Below are 17781 nucleotides of genomic sequence, written 5' to 3' on the forward strand. Positions count from 1 at the left end.
GCTCCGACCTCCCAATCGAATTCCCCCTAACCCGATATAATCGTGTATCTCCTATACTGAGGCAAGCTCAAATTGCGATTTCGCACATGCAACAACAACCAGCAGATCAGTTGCTGCTGACGTCTGTCGTTGCTCCTGTCGTCTCCTCCCGCTGCTCCACCCGGATCATGTCCCCAGGCATCACAGGATCATTGTCGGTGACAACGAGTGTCTGCATGCTACCATCGATGACCCGGTTGACCGTCATCAGGAAGGTGTAGGGATCCTTTCCCTCGGCCAGGGAGGCCATTGCCGACGGCGCACGCACCTGAAGGTTGTTCAGCTGGTCGCGTGCGGTCTTGGTCTTTTCGGTGTTCGAGGCAAAACGGTCGCGCAGCTCTGCGGCCTCGGTCAACGCGTTCACACGATATCGGTTGCGGACGTCGGCAATATCCTGATCGACCTTGGTAAGATCCTGCTCGGTCTTCAGCTTGGCCAGCGCCACGTCAAGATTGCGACTTTCCAGGTCGGCCACGTTCTGATTTGCGCCGAGTTGCCGAGCAGAAACAGTCAGCCCTTGTGAGACAAGCTTTTTGACGGAGTTCAGGTCATTGGCAGCCAGATCGATCTGTTTTGCAAGCGAAGCTGCTTTCTCCTTCAATGCGTCGATCTGATTGTTGGCGAGGACTTTTGCACGGTTTAGCGCATCGATCTCGGTCATCATTGAGCGCTCCCTGGTCTCGAAGAGGGACTGTTCCTCCGCCATCATTTTCGAAAAACGTGGCTCGTTGCCTCTTGATGTCAGTTCTTGCGGAAATACGACGGACGAAGCTCCGTTCAAGACGGCCTCGACGCGGGCCTGTCGCGCGACAAGGCCAAGGCGCTCAGCTTCCAGCTCCCGCACTTGGCCCCGGCTCGACAGGGCATCGCGCTGCAGGCTGATCATGCTGGCGTCGGTTGACCCAATACCGCCTGCCATGCTGAGCGCCTGTATGACTGTAAGGCCAGGGCTGTAGTTATACTTGCCCGGGCTTGCCACCAGCCCGGTCACGAATAGCGGGCGATAGGACGAGATTTCCACGGAGGCGCTTGGCCGCTTTTGCAAGCCGACTTCGCTTTGAAGCCGTTGTCCAATTGTTTCCGATATCTGCTCGAGTGTCTTGCCTGCCACCGGGACGTTGCCGATAATTGGTAGCGACAGATTGCCAGCAGAAGAGACGACGAAATCCCCAGTCAGAGGCGCCCACTCAAACGCTGTGCCGGTGCTCGGGCGCCATTCGTAGACGCGCACCTTTAAGGTATCCTGCGGCCCGGGAACATATTCCTCGCCGGCATGGGCTGCACCACAACCCAGAACCATGGCCAAAACTACGGTAGCAACCGGGACCTTGCGTTTCTGGGCGACCCCGTTGTTGCCAGCGGACAGTCCTTCCATCAAATCACATAAGGAGAAAAACCGCATTCTACTACTCCATTTGAAATTGCCTTGGCATGCTGGCATCAGGCGGATGCCGCCAATGTGACGCCGGTAGCCCGCGCAACATGTGCACGGAAGCGATCCACAAAGACATCGCGGCGAAAATCGGCAGCACGGGACACGGCATCGGCGGGGTTAAACTCCAGACGTTCCAACCGTTCGACGGCATCTATAAGCGCCTCAACCGTCTGCGTCTCAAAGAAAAGCCCGGTCTTGTTGTTTACGACAGTCTCGGTTGCGCCACCGCGGCCAAAGGCAATGACTGGTCGTCCGCTTGCCATGGCCTCGACGGGCACGATCCCGAAATCCTCTTCACCCGGGAAGATCAGACCCTTGCAACGTGCGTAGTGGTGCCTGAGCGCCTCAAAGGGCTGCGGTCCAAGTATCGAGATTGTCGGACCGGCAATTTTCTTGAGATGGTCGAGCATTTCGCCACCACCGATAACAACGAGCTTGGCCTTCATCCGGTTGAAGGCTTCGACCGCCAGGTCAGGTCGCTTGTAGCTGACCTGTTCGCCGACCATCAAATAGTAGTCCTCGACATCAGAGGAGGCGACCGGACGAAATGCTGTGGTGTCCACGGGAGGATTGATGACGCTCGCCTCGCGGCGATAATAGCTCTTGATCCGTTGGGCAACTGTTGTCGAGTTGGCGACAAAATCATCAACACGATTGGCAGTCGCGACGTCCCATGTCCTCAGATAGTGTGCCAAGGGCGGCATCATCATTCGCGTCATCAGGCCGGAGCTGTCATAGTACCTGTTGTACATGTTCCAGATGTAACGCATCGGGGAATGGCAATAGCAAAGATGCAGGGCTGGCGACGTCGGTATGATGCCTTTGGCCGGTCCTGACTCGCTGCTGATGACAAGGTCGTAGGCGCCAAGATCAATTTGCTCCAGGGCCATCGGCATCAACGGTAGGTAGCGCTTGTACATGCGTTTGGCATAGGGCAGGCCGCCAATAAAGGTGGTCTGTATCTTGTGCCGTTTGATCTTGTCGGAGATCGCGCCAAGATCACAAACATGTGTATAGATGTCAGCGGTTGGAAATATATCGCATAGTGCTTCGAGTACCTTCTCGCCGCCGCGCATTCCAACGAGCCAGTAATGAATAATTGCTACTCGCACGCCAAGTCCCTCGAACTGAAACAATCGGAATCATCGTGGCGTGCATTGCGGGCGTAATTCTTGCCTAATTTCCGATTAAAAATCAGACTATCGGCAACTATATTAGGCAGTTAACACAGAAATATGATCATCAAGTGACGTCCATTTCCCGCGCTGCACAGTTATATAGTGCAGCGCAATAATTTTATTGTCAAATCGTTTAATACTTGTTAGCTTTCTTGTGCGTGCCATGATGGCATTGTCTGCAAGTGCCCAAAGTGTAAGTCTTTTCCGAGGGGAGTACGCAGATGAGGGAAATTGATCTTGGTCGAAATTTCGACCGGCTCAACAAGGCGCCGCTGCACACTCGCAGGGCGACTTCCCGACGGTCCGATCTGTTCGGACATAGAAAGCGCTCGTCTATTCTGGACGGCGTAAAATACGCGATTGATGCAACGCTTTCGAGCATCGGGCTTCTTGTTCTGTCGCCCATGATGTTGATGCTCGTGGCAGTCCTGCTGATCCTCCAGGGGCGGCCAATTTTCATTGCTCACCGCCGTATCGGCAGGTACGGCGTGATGTTCCCGTGCTTGAAGTTCAGAACGATGGTCAAGAATGCCGATGAGGTCTTGGGCCGTCATCTGGCGGCAAACCCATCGCTCAGGGCGGAATGGAACGCAACGCGTAAGCTGAGGGATGATCCGCGTGTGACACCGCTCGGGGCACTTCTTCGCAAGAGCAGTGTCGACGAAATCCCGCAGCTCTTTAACGTCATTCGTGGCCAGATGAGCCTCGTCGGGCCGCGGCCGATCGTTACAAGTGAAGCTGAGCTTTATGGCATTCACTACGCCGACTATATCAGGGTTCGCCCAGGTGTAACCGGCTTGTGGCAGGTCAGCGGGCGAAGCGACACGAGCTATAGTGAGCGCGTTCAACTCGATGTTCGCTATGTCGAGGAGCAAACTGTTTTTGGCGACCTGTCGATCATGCTGAAGACGGTCCCGGCGGTGCTGCGCTCGCGCGGCAGCTACTGAAAACTCAAGCGGCGCGATATCCGCGCCCCTCCACCTGATTTCAGAGACTTGGCGCGTGCTCAAAAGGCAGGTGGGGCGGTTAGCGCCCTGTCATTCGAGTTGCAGGCCAACAACACAAATTGGCTTTATGCATTCAACCGGCACCGCAAATGATTGGCGGACGCCAGGAGATTTTCGATGAGCGCGAAGGAATTCGCAATCAATGGCCGCTTTTTGACGCAGGACGTAACAGGCGTCCAGCGCTATGCGCGCAATATTGTCGACGCGATGGACAAGTCTGCCGTGGCGGACAGAACAACATTGATCCTGCCAACGACGGCAGCGGAGTCCTTTGTGCATCGGATGAAGGCTGAACGGGGCGGTCGCCTCAAGGGACACGCCTGGGAGCAAATAGAGCTTCCGTATCTGAGTGGCAATCGCAGGCTTCTTAGCCTTTGCAACACTGCTCCAGCCGCAAAAGCTGATCAGATCGTTTGCATTCACGATGCCAATATTTTTTCGGCACCCGAAAGCTACAGCCGGTCGTTTCGTGCGCTCTATCATAATCTGCAGCCATTGCTTGCGCGGCGATCTGTGCGCATAGCCTCTGTGTCGCACGCAGCAGCGCGGCAGATAGCGCGACACCTCCCAGTCGGTCTGTCTGACATTGCTGTTCTTCCGAATGGGCACGAACACGCGTTGGCCTGGGATCCCGCGCTCGCCGATCTGGCGCCGAAAAAGCTGGCTTCGAAGGGTGACCGGCCATTTGTCTTGGCACTTGGATCGCGTGCACGTCACAAAAACCTGTCGCTCCTGATTGATATCGCGCCCGAACTTGATGAGATGGACCTCGATATAGTCATTGCGGGCGGCGGTGACGGCATATTTTCCGAGCATCAGCTTCAGCGTCGATCGAATGTCCATTTCCTCGGACGCGTGTCCGATCACGACCTTGCCTATCTTTTTGATCGCGCGCTTTGTCTTGCATTCCCCTCTCTGACAGAGGGTTTCGGGCTACCGATCGTGGAGGCTATGGCACGATCCTGCCCGGTGATTTCGTCGCATTGTGCGAGCATGCCGGAGGTTTGCGGTAACGCGACACTCATCGCGTCGCCATTTGAACCGCGCGAGTGGATCAAGGCGATCCGTACCCTTGTTGCCTCTGTGCAGTTGCGAAGCGATCTGGTGGGCCGAGGCCACGAGCAGGTTCGCCAGTTCTCATGGGAAAATTCCGCGAAAGGTTACATCGAGCTCCTTGAGAACCCGACGACGAAGGTCAAGAGCCACAGACTGGTTGACCCGACAATGCCGCGTGTCAGCGTAATCTTTGCAACGCGCGGACGCCCGGAGATGGTTGCGCAAAGCGTGCGTCACCTCCTGATGACGCAAAGCCTCAAGCCTGACGCGGTGATCGTATCTTGTGTGGACGCTTCAGATGCTGGCGATCTGGCAGACCATCCAGGAGTGAAGATTGTCACGGGACCAGCGGGTCTTGCCGCGCAACGCAATACTGCATTGAAGCATGTTGCTCCTAGCACGGAGGTTGTCACCTTCTTCGATGACGATTTCATTGCCGACAAAAACTGGCTGGCCACCGCCATCCAGACCTTTCGCGATGAAAGTCAGGTGATCGGCTTTACAGGCCAAGTGCTGGCCGACGGTATCAAGGGCCCCGGAATTGAGTTTTCGGAGGCAGTTGCGCTTGTTGAAGCTGGCCAGGCGGATGCGACATGGTCCGAACCCTTCAGCCCCTATGGCTGCAACATGGCTTTTCGATTTCAGGCAATTGGCGATGTCCGCTTTGATGAGCGTCTTGTGCTCTATGGATGGCTGGAGGACCGGGACTTTGCAGCAGAGCTCGCCAAACGCGGAGGTCGGCTCGTCAAATCGGGTCTTGCCTTCGGTGTCCACATGGGCGTGAAAAGGGGTAGGGTCAGCGGAGAACGGCTAGGATACTCCCAGGTTATCAACCCCCTCTACATGATGACCAAGGGCACCATGAGCCTCCCCAAAGTCGTCGATCATATTTTCCGCAACACTGCCAGCAATTTTGGTCGTGCCGCCTGGCCCGAACCCTTCATCGACCGGCGTGGCAGAGCTCGCGGGAACCTTATCGCTGCTTTCGACGCCTTGAGGGGACGCCTCGAACCGGAGCGCGCCGCCGCTCTAGCTATCCCAAAGTCCGCATCAAAACCTCTTGAACGCTAGGAGCACGAATGATGTTCAACAGACCCCGCCCTATAGATGTAACCTCGAGGCTTTGGCGGGTAAACGAGACGCAATCCGATGTGGTAGGCGATGGGCCCATCGCATTGTTGCGCTCGCTGATTGATCTCGGCAATCGTCACAGAACCGCACTTTTGGCCTGCAGTACCGCCGGGTTTGTGATTGCCATGCTCTATGCTCACTCGCTGCCGCCAACCTATCAGGCCTCAGCGACACTCCTACTGGAACCGCGCCAGTCTGCGGTCTCCGGTGGCGAGTTCTCAGTTCAACAGACGCTCGATCTCAATCGAGCCGACAGCGAGCTTCAGACGATAAAGTCGGAGCGTCTGCTGTCTGCCGTATTTGAAAGCCTGAACCTTAAGGATGATCCGGAGCTTAGTCGCCGGCAGCCGGGCTTGATCGCCAGACTGCTGAGTGGGCTGCCCGTGCTCGGGGGGCAAGGCAGCGGCGAGAACATAAAAACCGATCGCACCGAGCCGAGCCCGGCGAACCCAACGATCGAACAATCCGACGAAGCTGTACGGGCCGCGTTCCTGAACTTCATGTCGCGCCTGACCGCCCGTCGCGTTGGCCAATCCTTCGTTATCGAAATCGAGTATTCCTCGTCTGATCCGAAGCTGCCCGCCCGCGTCGCCAACGCGACGGTCTCAGGCTACATCTATCAGACGGTGGCATTCAAGGAACAGATTGCCCGCGCTGGCACGGAAGCATTGCAGGGCCGGTTGGACTCGCTTGCGAGGCAGGTCGACGCTGCGCGTGAGGCAATGCACGCAGGTTCGTTGCCGGCGATCGCGACACCCGATGCCGATGCCCGCATCATCGGCGCCGCGCTTCCCCCGCTTGGGCCGTCAGCGCCGCGCAAGACACTTATAACAGCGCTTGGTGGTGTTGTTGGACTGCTCGTTGGCTTCGGCGTTGTCGTTGTGCGAATAGCGCTTGATCGGCGTATTCGCACCGCCAAGGAATTGGCCCGGGAGATGGACGTTCGTTGCCTGGCATCGATCCCGGATGTTCCTGGCGCGCCAGGCGTCCCCTGGCACATCACGAGTTCGCAACAGCAGAAGTTTGTCGCCGCTATTCGTGACTTGCGCACCTCCGTGGAGATCGCCTGCACGAGCCTGCGCAATGAAAAGAGCATCGTGATTGCGGTTGTAGGCTGGACGCCTGGCGCCGGTGTTTCGACACTATGCGCCAGTCTTGCGCAGCTTATCAGTCGCGGCGGACGTCAGGTGACGTTGTTCAAGGCTGCTGACGGAGAGGACAATCGCGCAGGCGATGATAATGTGCCCGCTGTCTCGCTTGCTGGCGCAGCATTTGCGGGGCTGATGCCGGAGCAATTGTCCTACGAAGATGTCGGTGGAGTTGCCGTATTGCCCATTCACTCCAGAGATGCGAACGCAAATCTGTTCACGGATTTCCGCAATCCGCGGGTACGACGCATTTTTGAATCGGCACGCGCGCGTGGTGATGTCATTCTTGACCTTCCAGCACTTCGTCATTCGATGGACGCGCTGGCGCTCGCAAGCTACGCTGATGCTGTCCTTGTTGTCGCGCGCGCTGGTCAAACGACACTTGAGGAAGCCTCGGAGTCTGTACAGCTATTGCGCCGCGCCGGTGCCAACGTGGTCGGAACAGTGATTAACCGCACCCGCGGTTGATCAGACATTATGGTTTTGTTGAACGTCAAACTGAGCGGTCTTTTCCCTGAACAGTTCTGTGCCCTGGAGATGATCTGGCGGTGCCAAGATTTCTACACCTGCAGTTTGGCGTCGTAAGCCGCGAGCGAGTCTGCTCTCAATCTGAGACCTCATTGACGACTAGCTACCAATGGAAGCTCATCGATCGACGAGTTCCAGACGACCTCCACCCGCTATCAGCCTTACTCCAAGCAACAGCAAGGCAGCGGCGTAAGTTGTCGCCCCGGCAGCAATAACAAGTGCAAGCTCCACGACATGGGGATAATTGCGCCCAGCCAGTTCATCGCGCAAAAGCCAGACGACCACGGCCATCGCAATGACGGCGGCTGCCACTTTCCAGAGATTCTTCAATTGGGAGAGGATGCCGAGATCCAACAGGCGGCGAGCCTCGTTGAGGTAGAAGGAAAACATGAGGGTCGATAGAGCAATTCTGGCGATACTGACGCCCATGACCGATCCAAGATAAAACCCGATCGAAATCAAAATCACACGGAAACAAAGATCGATCAGGTTCAGACGGAAAATCACATGCGGTCGGTCGAGCGCTACACTGACTGACGAGAGCGTCTGGAAGTAGGGGATTGGCGCAACAGCAAGGGCAAGCAGGCTGAGAAGGGGCGCTGCGTGCTCCCATTTGGCGCCGAGAAGAAGGTCGGTGGCGAGGTCCGCCGTCAAGGAGATACCAACACATGCGGGCGCAGAGATCAGCATGGCAAAGCGTGTCGCCTTCAGGAAGGCCTGCCGCACGCGCGCACGGTCCGAGTTGATCTGCGAGAACGCTGCCATGATGGGCTGAAGCGCTGGGCCAATCAGGCTTTGTGTCGGTATGACCGCAACGTCGCTCGCCACGGCATAGCGCCCGAGTGTTGGGCGGTCAGCAAGCGCCCCGATCAGGAACCTGTCAAATTGCCAGTTGAGGGCGGAAACCAGTTGGGCTGATGAGAACCAGCCGATGAAACCTGCAAAGTCCGGCAGGCGCGCGAGAGAAAAGGCAGGGCGGTAGGGCGCAAGAATATATGAAACCACAGTTGACGCGAATGAGGCGATCACAAAGTTGGCGACGATCGCCCAGTATGCGCCACCACCCAAGACCACGAGCACGGCAATGATTGCAGCAATGAGCTTGCCGGATGCCTCCAGTATGAATGTCTGACGAAATCCTAACTGGCGCGCAAAATTGACCATCGCTGGACTGGTGAGTCCCCGCGAAATTGGCCCAAGCGCAAGGACGGCAACGAGCAGAACGAGGTGGCTGTCGTGATTGATCCACGAATAGGGCCAGGCGGCCGCCAGAAGAATGGTTCCAATCACGATGCCCCTCACGAGACCAACCGTAAAGCCGGTGTCAAGGTGGCTCTTATCGATAGTCGGAAGGCGCACCAGGGCCTGTGTAACGGGAACCTCGAGCATGGTGTCGACGACCATCACAAGCGATGTTGCCAATGCAGCAAGCCCGAAATCGGCGGGTGTAAGAATGCGAGCAAGGACAAGCAGGGTGAAGAAGTCTATTATTCGCCCGACAAAGCGCGAGAAGACGAGCCAACCGGCTCCCCTGATTGCCTTTACCGCGAGCATGTCTAACTCCGAAATCCTGAGCTCCAGTCGCGGAATTGCGCCGCGACGTACATTCTTGTGCGAGGCCGTGGCTTTGGTCACGCCCTCGTACCAGTCATCCTCCCTCACAATCTCTGCTTGGAGCCGGATCGACCCGGCAGCTTGTCCCGCGACGTTCCTCCACGTCATAGGGTTAGCTATTTGAGGCGTGCCGACACTCCCCTTACGATATGTACCATCTCGAGAGCAGGAAGAAGGGCCGCTTTCAGAAATGGAAAGTCGCGGGCAATGGCACCTTCCCGCCAGAGCTGCGATTTGACAGCGCTCAATCGTCTCGCAAGATCCGGAGCGCCTGACTGCTTCAGGACATAGACGCTTTCTGGGCGGCCGAAATCGACGGAGCGCGCGCCAACGCCCAACGCCATCATGTCGAAGGCGCGGGGATTGGTGATGGCTCGCTTCAGACGCGTCCAGGCAAGGTCCGCATCTGACATGATTGCAGTCCCGTTCGAGATACGGTCGATATACTGCAGGACGCCTGAAAGGAGGAGATTCCCCTCTGCGGGATCGAGTTCACCAAAGCCAATCTTGCCAGCATTGCTGCAGACTGCTCCGTCATTGCCTTCGCTCAAGTGGCGAACCGATGGAATTGCCGGTTCAAAAAGGCTCTCGATAATCTGCCAATAGCGCAGGATTACAGTCTCAATTCTAAGCGGGTTATAGAGATCCTCCTCGACGACCAGTCCAGTGACCTGTGGGAAGTGATCCTCACTGAGGCCCTTATAGTTGCACCTTGCGAACTGGATCGTCTCGAATTTCCGTTCAGGCAGTCCTGCGGCCACAAGACGCTGAGTACTTCCGTAAAGACCGGTGTCGCAGAGAATGATACGAGAAGCGTCACCTGCTATCTGGTCCAGATGTCGCTTGAACAACTCGTTCTGCTTTTCGATGTCGCCCAGCACAACACGCCCCTCTGGCGTGTCGATCATTGCGAAGAAATGGCTCGGCTCAAAGGGGAGCTCCCAAGGTCCCGAAAGGCCATAGGGGCGTCCGCCCATTGCGTTGGCAACGTCGGCAAACGTATTCTTCTTGAATTCGCGGCCGAGTTCGTCAAGGACCGCAGGGCTTTTCTGCATGAACGCAGCCCGTGCCGCCACCAGGCGCGATATGAGGATGTTTTCGCGACGTATTCCAAGTGGCAAGTCAAGCTTTGCAACCAGCCTTTCGAATGCCTCACGGATGCCAATGCCGCCGCGTGCGCAAAAGAGCAAAGCGGAATTTCCCTGCGCTTCAGCTTCCCTGGCATAGAGCCAGATATAGAAACAAAACTGTGCAACAATCGGACCGAACACTTCCCGTCCGAATGCTTGGCGATCGGCCAGGTCTGGTGTGCGACCCGATGGTCGCGCAGCCCGCGTGCGTACTCCACGCATGGCTTCTGCACGCGCACCGTCAGCGCGTGCTGCAAACCGCCTTAAGCGCCCTTTTGGAAGATGCACAGTGTGGATACCCATCGCCTTTGGCACCGTGTGATCAGCAACGACGTCATCTCCGAGGTGCAACAAGCGCGATGCGTGGACACCCTCCTTCTCGAGAACATGTGAGAAAAGTCGGCCAAATCGCTTGCTCTCACCGACATCTGCGCTCGAATAGACCGCATCGATAAGACCAGGGGCGTGAAAGTAATTGATCAGCTCAGTCAGTTGGGGTGTCGGCAATGCAGTGTCGGACACAGCGACGACCTTGATGCCGGCCTGTCGCTGCAGGCGTAACGCTTTGGCGAGCTTCGCGTTTGCAGACAGAGAAACTTTTTCGATCGCCATTTCCAATGCGATGCGGTGTTCGATCAAACGTTCGGGTAGCCCGAGCATGGCGAGCTGACGCTGGATTATATCAACCAGCCTGACCTCGCCTGCGCCACCACCGACGTTCAGCGCACGATAGGCAAACTTTTCAGCCAACTGCCGGGTTCGAAACAAATGTTCGAGGCTGACATAAAATCCCTCATCCCGAAGCAGCCGGGCAAAGCGCTGCTCGCCCTCCATCACACGCGATCTTTGCGATCGCGGCTGGCGCAACAGCAAAGTGTCGAACACGTCTGTCGAGATAAGATCTATACCGTCCAATGGACCCTGAAGGAGATGGTCGAGGCTTTGCCGCAGCACTGGATAACCCTTTGCCGTCGATCAGCCCCGCCTGCCATACGACAGTGTTGTTACAGTGAATGCACCGCAGCAAGGCTGTTTCCTTTAATTCGCAACCGCAAAAAGTCTGCCGCATTATTTGATGTACATCAAGTGGAAAATTTAATTTTATTTTGCAGTGCAGAACCGTTGCAAAAACTACTCATGTTCCTATTGTGTTACGAACGTTGTGCTTGAGATATCGACTCTTTTTCAATTGCACTATACTGTCATCTTCTACTGGGAGGACAGTTTCGGGGACGATCAATGGATGAATTAAGCCATCATTCCTCACGCATGTCCGCAGTGCAGCAATTTGATGTCATCGTGCTAGGCGCCGGCATTTCCGGCCTCGTCGCTGCGTCAATATTTTCAGCACAGGGTAACCGTGTCGTCGTCGTTGACGAATATGATCATGTCGGCGGCAACCACATGGATTGGTCGTCCGACGAAGGCTACACATTCGATGTTGGAAGCTTAATCTTCCAGGATGATTCCCCTTTGCTTCGGCATTTTCCGGAGCTTCTTGAACATTATGTGCCGATCAAACCGACCTGGGGCAGACTGAACCCACAGGGAAAGATCACCGTTTATCCGATTTCGATACGCGATGACATTCTGGGTGCCGGTCCGATTGGAGTGATCAGGATCTTCGCCTCTGTCCTTTATGCGCGGATATTCTGCCGTCACATGGCGAATGCGAGAGACTTTGCCCGTTACTGGATTGGTGCTTATCTCCTGCACCGATCCGGGCTCGGGACTTACATGCGGCGCTTCTATGGCATCAGTGCAGAAGAGATTGATCTCGATCTGGCACGCAAGCGCATGCTCTGGATTGCCGAATATGCATCGCTGATCAATCTTATGCGTCGGTTGGTCAAGCGCAAGCGAGCAACGGGACCGAAAAACCGGCAGATGGCACGTCCGAAGGAAGGCTTTGGCGCACTCTATGCCGCTGCGGTATCGAGGCTCGAAAGCTGTGGCGTTGTATTCAAGCTCTCCGCTGAAATGCGTCAGCTTCACAAGTCAGAGGACGGTTACGAGCTTTTGCTCAACGATGAGAGCCTCGCAGGAGGCAGGGTCGTCTCCACTGTGCCGATCAATGTTGCAGAGCGGATGTGTGGCAATGGTCAGGCCTCGGCACTAAAGACGATTACGCTGATCACGCTCTACTTCAGCTTTGCCGGTGAGCGGGGCTTTCCTCAGTCAATCATTTACAACTTTTCGCACGACGGCTCGTGGAAACGGTTGACCGTTTACTCAGACTTTTACGGGCGCGTTGTCGAGCGGGAATATTTCGCAGTCGAGGTTATCGCCGGGGCGGTTGTGACGGCCGAAGAGGCAGAGGCCGATTTCCGCTACCACGTTTGCGCAAATGGATTGTTCAGCGGCGATCTCAAGCTCGAAGGCAGCCATATCCTGTCAAACGCCTATCCAATCTACAGCAAGGGAGCCGCTCAGAATGCAGCCCAGGCGATTGCCCGATTGAAGAGCTTCGGAATTGAGTCGATCGGACGTCAGGGTGGGTTCAACTATCAACCGACAGCCCGGGTCTCCACCATCGACGTCGAGACCGCGATCGCCACTCCTTAAGACCCCCGAGCTCTCTGCGCCAGACGGTTCAAATAGCGGCAGGGATCGGCACTAGATGACGAGAGATCGACGATGCGAATTCTGCACATCCTCAATCATACCCGACGTTTGAACGGGCATGTTCACGCCGCTGTAGATCTCGCCTGCGCGCAGGTTAAGCTCGGGCATGAGGTATATCTTGCCAGTGAAGGTGGAGACTTTGACGCGCTCCTGAAGGCCAAGGGCATCGAAACCCTTTACATTGGTCACCAACGAAAGATCCGAAGTCTTGTCACTGCATTGTCGCGCCTAAATTCGTACATCAAGCGATATGACATAGACGTCGTCCACGCACACATGATGACAAGCGCGGTGATCGCATTCCCGGTCTGCAAGTTGAGGCGCGTCCCACTCATCACGACAGTTCACAATGAATTTGAGAAGAGCGCAACGCTCATGGGATTGGGTACGCGTGTCATCGCCGTCAGCGATGTCGTCGGCGCCTCGATGCGCCGACGTGGCGTCCCACAGTCGAAATTGAAGGTGGTCTTGAATGGCACGATCGGGTCAAGCCGATCGGACGGACGCAGCGAGGAGCCCAAACCCCTTTCCTCGCCAAGCATATTGTTTGTCGGCGGCCTTCATCCACGAAAGGGTTTGCCGGATCTCCTTGATGCTTTTGAAATCGTTCACAGGTCGTTTCCGACAGCCCATCTCTACATCGTTGGCGATGGACCGTTTCGCGAGGAATACAAGGCCAGGGCAGCGGCGCTTAAAAGCGCGTCTGATATTACGTTTGTCGGATCGACGGGAGATCCTTATCCCTACATGCTGGGGGCGGATATTTTCGTTCTTCCTTCTCACGCCGACCCGGCGCCGCTGGTGCTGTCTGAAGCTCGCGAGGCCGGCTGCGCAGTCATAGGTTCGGCTGTTGACGGGATTCCGCAATTGCTGGAAGACGGCCAAGCTGGACTGCTTGTCCCACCCAAGGACCCAGCAGCCCTTTCGCAGATGCTTACCCATCTGTTGGAGGCGCCTGAGCGGATTGCCGACTGGCGGAAGAAGAGCCAGCTTCGGATCGAGCGCCTCACGATTGATCGCGTCGCCAGGGAGACCCTCGACGTCTATTATTCGGCAATGCCACGCGGCAAGGCAGTTGCGCTCGCCACGTGACGCTTTCTAGTCGCTAGACAGAAAAGGCCTGCTTGAGGCGCGAGCGCATCTGGCGGGACCGCGATGGATCAATTCGAATGGCCGCCAACTGCTGTGCCATTGGATTTGGCAGTACGAAGAGGGCAAGGGCAAAAAGACACAGTGCGATCCGCTTCTTGCCTGTGTTCTCTCTCAACACGGCGCCCATGTAAGCTTTGATCTGGTGGAAACTTGGCCGCTTGCCGTCAACGACGCGGCTCATCGTGTTCAGCTCCATAACGTAGGCATAATCACTGCGGACTTCGACCGTGGCCGCTGTCGAGCAACGCGCCTGAACGAGCTCTGCGAGATGATTAAGACGCCCCATGAACCGGTCGACATAGCCGATCATCCGTTTCGACGTCAGGACAGAAAAGGATGACTGATTGGCATTGTGAATCCTGTATTTGCCAAGTGTCTTGTTGATGGAGATCACCTTGCCGACGAAGGGAGCAAGCAGATACGAGACACCATCGATGCCACGCTCATAAGTCATTTCCCCGAGACCTTCGTAAACGTCACGCCTGTAGATGTTCCCCGAGGTCGGGGGCGTATTGTAGTAGCCTCGCTCGCGAATCGATCGGATAAGCGGCTCGGAATCGTCGGAGGGCTGGAGCGTGGGAAACGCGTTGCCGATCGGCTTGCCGTCCTTGTCAATAGGCAGAAGCATGAACTGGATCTTCGACACATCTGGCCGCAAATAGGGAGCGATTTCAGCGAGCGCGCCTTCACCAAGAACATCGTCGGCATCGAGGAAATAGACGAAGTCCCCATGCGACAACGACAGACCATTCAGTGACGTCTTGAGTTGCCCACGGTTCTCTGTCCGGACGGCTATGATCTGGTCTCCAAACTCCTGGATCCTTTCCCAGGAGCGGTCCTTCGATCCGTCGTCAACCACTATAATTTCGAGGTTGTCATAGTCTTGCGAAAGAACACTTCTGATACATTCAGAGATGTACATTTCGTAGTTGTAGCAAGTGATTATGATGCTGAGAAGCGGCTGGACTTTTAACATCTTGCAAACCTTGTCTACTCAGATTATGTTGCAAAGCAGCATAGCAAGTGCAGTGCAAGACGTCTACAGAAATAAGCTTGTAGGCGCTGCAATATAGATAGCCAAAACGGCTCGCCTCTACACGTCCCGAAGTATTTTCGGGGCGAAATACGAAGTAGTTACTCGGCCTGTGCCGTGGCTGCAGGAGCTCACCTTTCGTGAACCCGCATGGAGCTGCGCAGGATCCGCTCGCCCTATACTGATCGCACTCGCTGCGATTTGCAGATTATTGAATGCTGATTTCGAGCGACCGGCGTGCGTGCTGGCGCATTGAGTTTTGCCGCCCTATTGGTCCGGAGGACGCATGGAAATGCAAGTCGGCCTACCGTTTCACGATCGATCCAGACGTCGCCTGAAGATCCTTTATATCCAGCCTGGAACGAGTGCGTTTGCCGGAATAGAACGGGTTGTCGATGCGGTCTGCACGATGCTCGCCGACCGATTCTCCGACGACTTCGAGGTCGATGTACTCTACACCTCGGTTCACAAGAATCGCCCGACCGAAGCGCGCGGCTACAACGTCATTGACCGCGTGGCCCATGGGCGTCTTGAATTGATGAGAATCTTCAGAAGCGTCATCAAGTCCAAGGACTATAGCCTGGTCGTCGTTCCGCAAATCGAGCCGACAGTCATCTGCATGGCAGCTTGCATCGGACTGAAGCGCCGATTTGCCATCCATCTGCATGGCAACCCGAAGCGCGAGCGCAGCCACTTCAAGGCGAAGGTGCTTTTCTTCCTGATGCGTGTCTATTTCCTGAAGAGAGTGTCCTATGTTTTCGGGACTTCGCCCAGGCAGTTGGACTCCTTCAAGGAGATGTTTGACAGCAAAGTGCCCCAGGTCTGGGTACCGAACCCCGTTCGGGAGTTTGATCTGTCTGAGCAACCGTCCAATGAAGCACCGTCCGGGACAGTCACGTTCGTGAACGTAGGTCGCTTTGCCTTTCAGAAGGGTCAGGATATTCTGCTGCAGGCATTCGCAGAACTCGTCAAGATCCGGCCGAATGTGAAGCTAAGGATCGTCGGATACGGTATCGGCGAGGCGAACTTACGCGACGAAATATCCAGGCTTTCACTGGACGCACACGTTGCCATCGAACATTACCCAATTAACCCCCAGCCTGCCCTTGCGACGAGTGATATCTATGTGTCGACATCGCGATGGGAAGGATGGTCGCTTGCAATCTGCGAAGCGCTGCGGTTCGGCCTACCGGTAATTTCGACCGACTGCGAGTTCGGACCGAGCGATATCCTGGTCGATCCCCGACTTGGCCGCCTTGTCCCGGTGAGTGGCGGAACAGCGCTTGTCGAGGCGATGGCATACTACTGCGATAACCTCACGCTTGAGCGATTGCAATCTGATTTCCGAAAGAACTACATCGACCGGTACAGCCCTGAGCGCGTGGTGGAAATCCATGCGCAGGCGATCCGGTCGGCAGCCGAGGAACTTGCGTAAACCCCATCCTGAACGGGAGAACGTGCATGTTGTCTTCGTTTTCGCGGCGCAGTTTTCTACAGGCATCTGCTGCGTTGCTGGCCGTCCAGTTTGAGAGTACCGCTGCTGCAAGCGCTGCGAGCGACGATCCAACCGTGGGAAAGGAGATCGTCTTTGAAGATACGTTCCACGCCTTGGATTGGTCTGTTTGGGATGCCGGTCCGAAGGCGACAACGGATGGAACTGGCTTTTATGGCCGCTCTGCGTTCGCCAGCAAGCACGGCGAGGAAGGTTTCAATCCGTATTCGATCGTGGATGACACTGCAGCTGAAGACGGTAAGGCGCTGCAGATATCCGCGAAATATATCGGGCGTCCGATGAACGTTCGCAAATACTACGGTAACACACTCCCCGAATTTCAGTGGATCTCCGGAAACCTGCAAACAGCGAGAAAGGACGGAGTCGTCCTCAAGGGGTGGCGCAAGGGATATTTCGAAGCGCGAATGCTGTTTCCGCGGCACCCGTTATCGTGGCCGGCATTCTGGATGCTGAATGGCAGAAGCATTCTGGAACCAAAAACCAGCATTGAGCTCGACATTGTGGAGCACAAGGGTTGGGAGCCGACGGTCTATGGAACCTACCTTCATGAATGGGGAGGGCCAGATCAAGGCGGTCGAAGCACGGGTGTGGAAACACCTGTAGACATGACAGCGGGTTATTGCCGTTACGGCATGCTGGTCGATGACACCCGATGCGTCCCGTACTTCAATCGAAAGCCCGTGATCGACAGGAAAACGGGAAAACCAGCTGATTGGCCAATCACGCGGTCGGCGCGATTGGACGAAGAGTTCGATGTGTTCTGGCCGCTCTTGACGCTCGCACTAAGGACAGATGTTCACTTCCCGAATCCTTTGAAGGAAGCCGACATGTTGACGCATATGCGGGTCGACTATTTCAGGGTCTACGCGTGAAGGCGCACGCCTTAAGCGCAGAATGGTTTGCAATGGGCGCGCTCCCAACTTGAGCTGAATGCCAAAAAAGATGTGAGGTTGTATGCGTATTGTGATGATTGGTTCGGGCTATGTCGGCCTTGTCTCCGGTGCCTGCCTCGCCGATTTCGGCCATCATGTCACCTGCGTCGACAAATCAGCCGCGAAGATCGATGCACTGGAAGCCGGAAAAGTTCCGATTTTCGAACCCGGACTCGATACCATCATCGAACACAATCGCACTGCCGGTCGCCTGGATTTTTCCAAGGAGCTGGCGACATCGGTTGCCAGTGCCGACGTCG

The 17781-nt window shown here is 56.0% G+C and carries 13 protein-coding genes; 8 read left to right on the forward strand and 5 right to left on the reverse strand.

The window, feature by feature from the left end; translation table 11 throughout:
* Positions 1-106 precede the first annotated feature (106 nt).
* Positions 107-1339 carry a polysaccharide biosynthesis/export family protein gene (locus JNB88_RS30810; protein ID WP_420832236.1) on the reverse strand — a complete coding sequence of 411 codons (1233 nt, stop codon included), beginning with the start codon at positions 1337-1339 and terminating at the stop codon, positions 107-109.
* 140 nt (positions 1340-1479) lie between these two features.
* Complete coding sequence (locus JNB88_RS30815; protein WP_220358777.1) at positions 1480-2550, reverse strand: glycosyltransferase; 1071 nt, start codon at positions 2548-2550, stop codon at positions 1480-1482.
* Between the two features lie 323 nt (positions 2551-2873).
* Between JNB88_RS30815 and JNB88_RS30820 the strand changes: the two genes are divergently transcribed.
* The 3 genes from JNB88_RS30820 (at position 2874) to JNB88_RS30830 (ending at position 7462) form a co-directional block, all read left to right on the forward strand.
* On the forward strand, positions 2874-3599 hold the full coding sequence (locus tag JNB88_RS30820; RefSeq protein ID WP_220358767.1) for a sugar transferase: 726 nt from the start codon (positions 2874-2876) through the stop codon (positions 3597-3599).
* Positions 3600-3776: 177 nt separating this feature from the next.
* The gene (locus JNB88_RS30825; protein WP_220358768.1) at positions 3777-5786 is read left to right on the forward strand and encodes a glycosyltransferase; all 2010 of its coding nucleotides are present in this window, start codon (positions 3777-3779) and stop codon (positions 5784-5786) included.
* 8 nt (positions 5787-5794) lie between these two features.
* The gene (locus JNB88_RS30830) at positions 5795-7462 is read left to right on the forward strand and encodes a Wzz/FepE/Etk N-terminal domain-containing protein (protein WP_220358769.1); all 1668 of its coding nucleotides are present in this window, start codon (positions 5795-5797) and stop codon (positions 7460-7462) included.
* 177 nt (positions 7463-7639) lie between these two features.
* Here the strand turns inward: JNB88_RS30830 and JNB88_RS30835 are convergent, their stop codons facing one another.
* Together JNB88_RS30835 and JNB88_RS30840 are read right to left on the reverse strand one after the other, a co-directional pair.
* Positions 7640-9076, reverse strand: coding sequence for an oligosaccharide flippase family protein (locus tag JNB88_RS30835; protein WP_220358770.1), 1437 nt, complete (start codon positions 9074-9076; stop codon positions 7640-7642).
* Between the two features lie 176 nt (positions 9077-9252).
* Positions 9253-11220: a hydrolase gene (locus JNB88_RS30840; protein WP_220358771.1), complete on the reverse strand. Its 1968-nt coding sequence runs from the start codon at positions 11218-11220 to the stop codon at positions 9253-9255.
* Positions 11221-11505: 285 nt separating this feature from the next.
* Here JNB88_RS30840 and JNB88_RS30845 point away from each other — a divergent pair, with 285 nt between their 5' ends.
* Both JNB88_RS30845 and JNB88_RS30850 read left to right on the forward strand, forming a co-directional pair.
* A complete protein-coding gene (locus tag JNB88_RS30845) occupies positions 11506-12831 on the forward strand; it encodes an FAD-dependent oxidoreductase (protein ID WP_220358772.1) in 1326 nt (441 codons plus the stop codon).
* Positions 12832-12903: 72 nt separating this feature from the next.
* Complete coding sequence (locus JNB88_RS30850; RefSeq protein ID WP_220358773.1) at positions 12904-13983, forward strand: glycosyltransferase family 4 protein; 1080 nt, start codon at positions 12904-12906, stop codon at positions 13981-13983.
* A 13-nt stretch (positions 13984-13996) separates the two neighbouring features.
* Here the strand turns inward: JNB88_RS30850 and JNB88_RS30855 are convergent, their stop codons facing one another.
* A complete protein-coding gene (locus JNB88_RS30855; protein WP_220358774.1) occupies positions 13997-15019 on the reverse strand; it encodes a glycosyltransferase family 2 protein in 1023 nt (340 codons plus the stop codon).
* A gap of 343 nt (positions 15020-15362) precedes the next feature.
* On the opposite strand from JNB88_RS30855, the gene JNB88_RS30860 reads away from it, so the two are divergent.
* The 3 genes from JNB88_RS30860 to JNB88_RS30870 all read left to right on the forward strand — a co-directional run.
* The gene (locus tag JNB88_RS30860) at positions 15363-16511 is read left to right on the forward strand and encodes a glycosyltransferase (RefSeq protein WP_223217399.1); all 1149 of its coding nucleotides are present in this window, start codon (positions 15363-15365) and stop codon (positions 16509-16511) included.
* Between the two features lie 26 nt (positions 16512-16537).
* The gene (locus JNB88_RS30865) at positions 16538-17461 is read left to right on the forward strand and encodes a glycoside hydrolase family 16 protein (protein WP_220358775.1); all 924 of its coding nucleotides are present in this window, start codon (positions 16538-16540) and stop codon (positions 17459-17461) included.
* A gap of 82 nt (positions 17462-17543) precedes the next feature.
* On the forward strand, positions 17544-17781 hold a 238-nt coding region (locus JNB88_RS30870), incomplete at its 3' end, for an NAD-binding protein (protein WP_220358776.1).

This window comes from Rhizobium cauense (assembly GCF_019511525.1).
GTDB lineage: Bacteria > Pseudomonadota > Alphaproteobacteria > Rhizobiales > Rhizobiaceae > Rhizobium > Rhizobium cauense.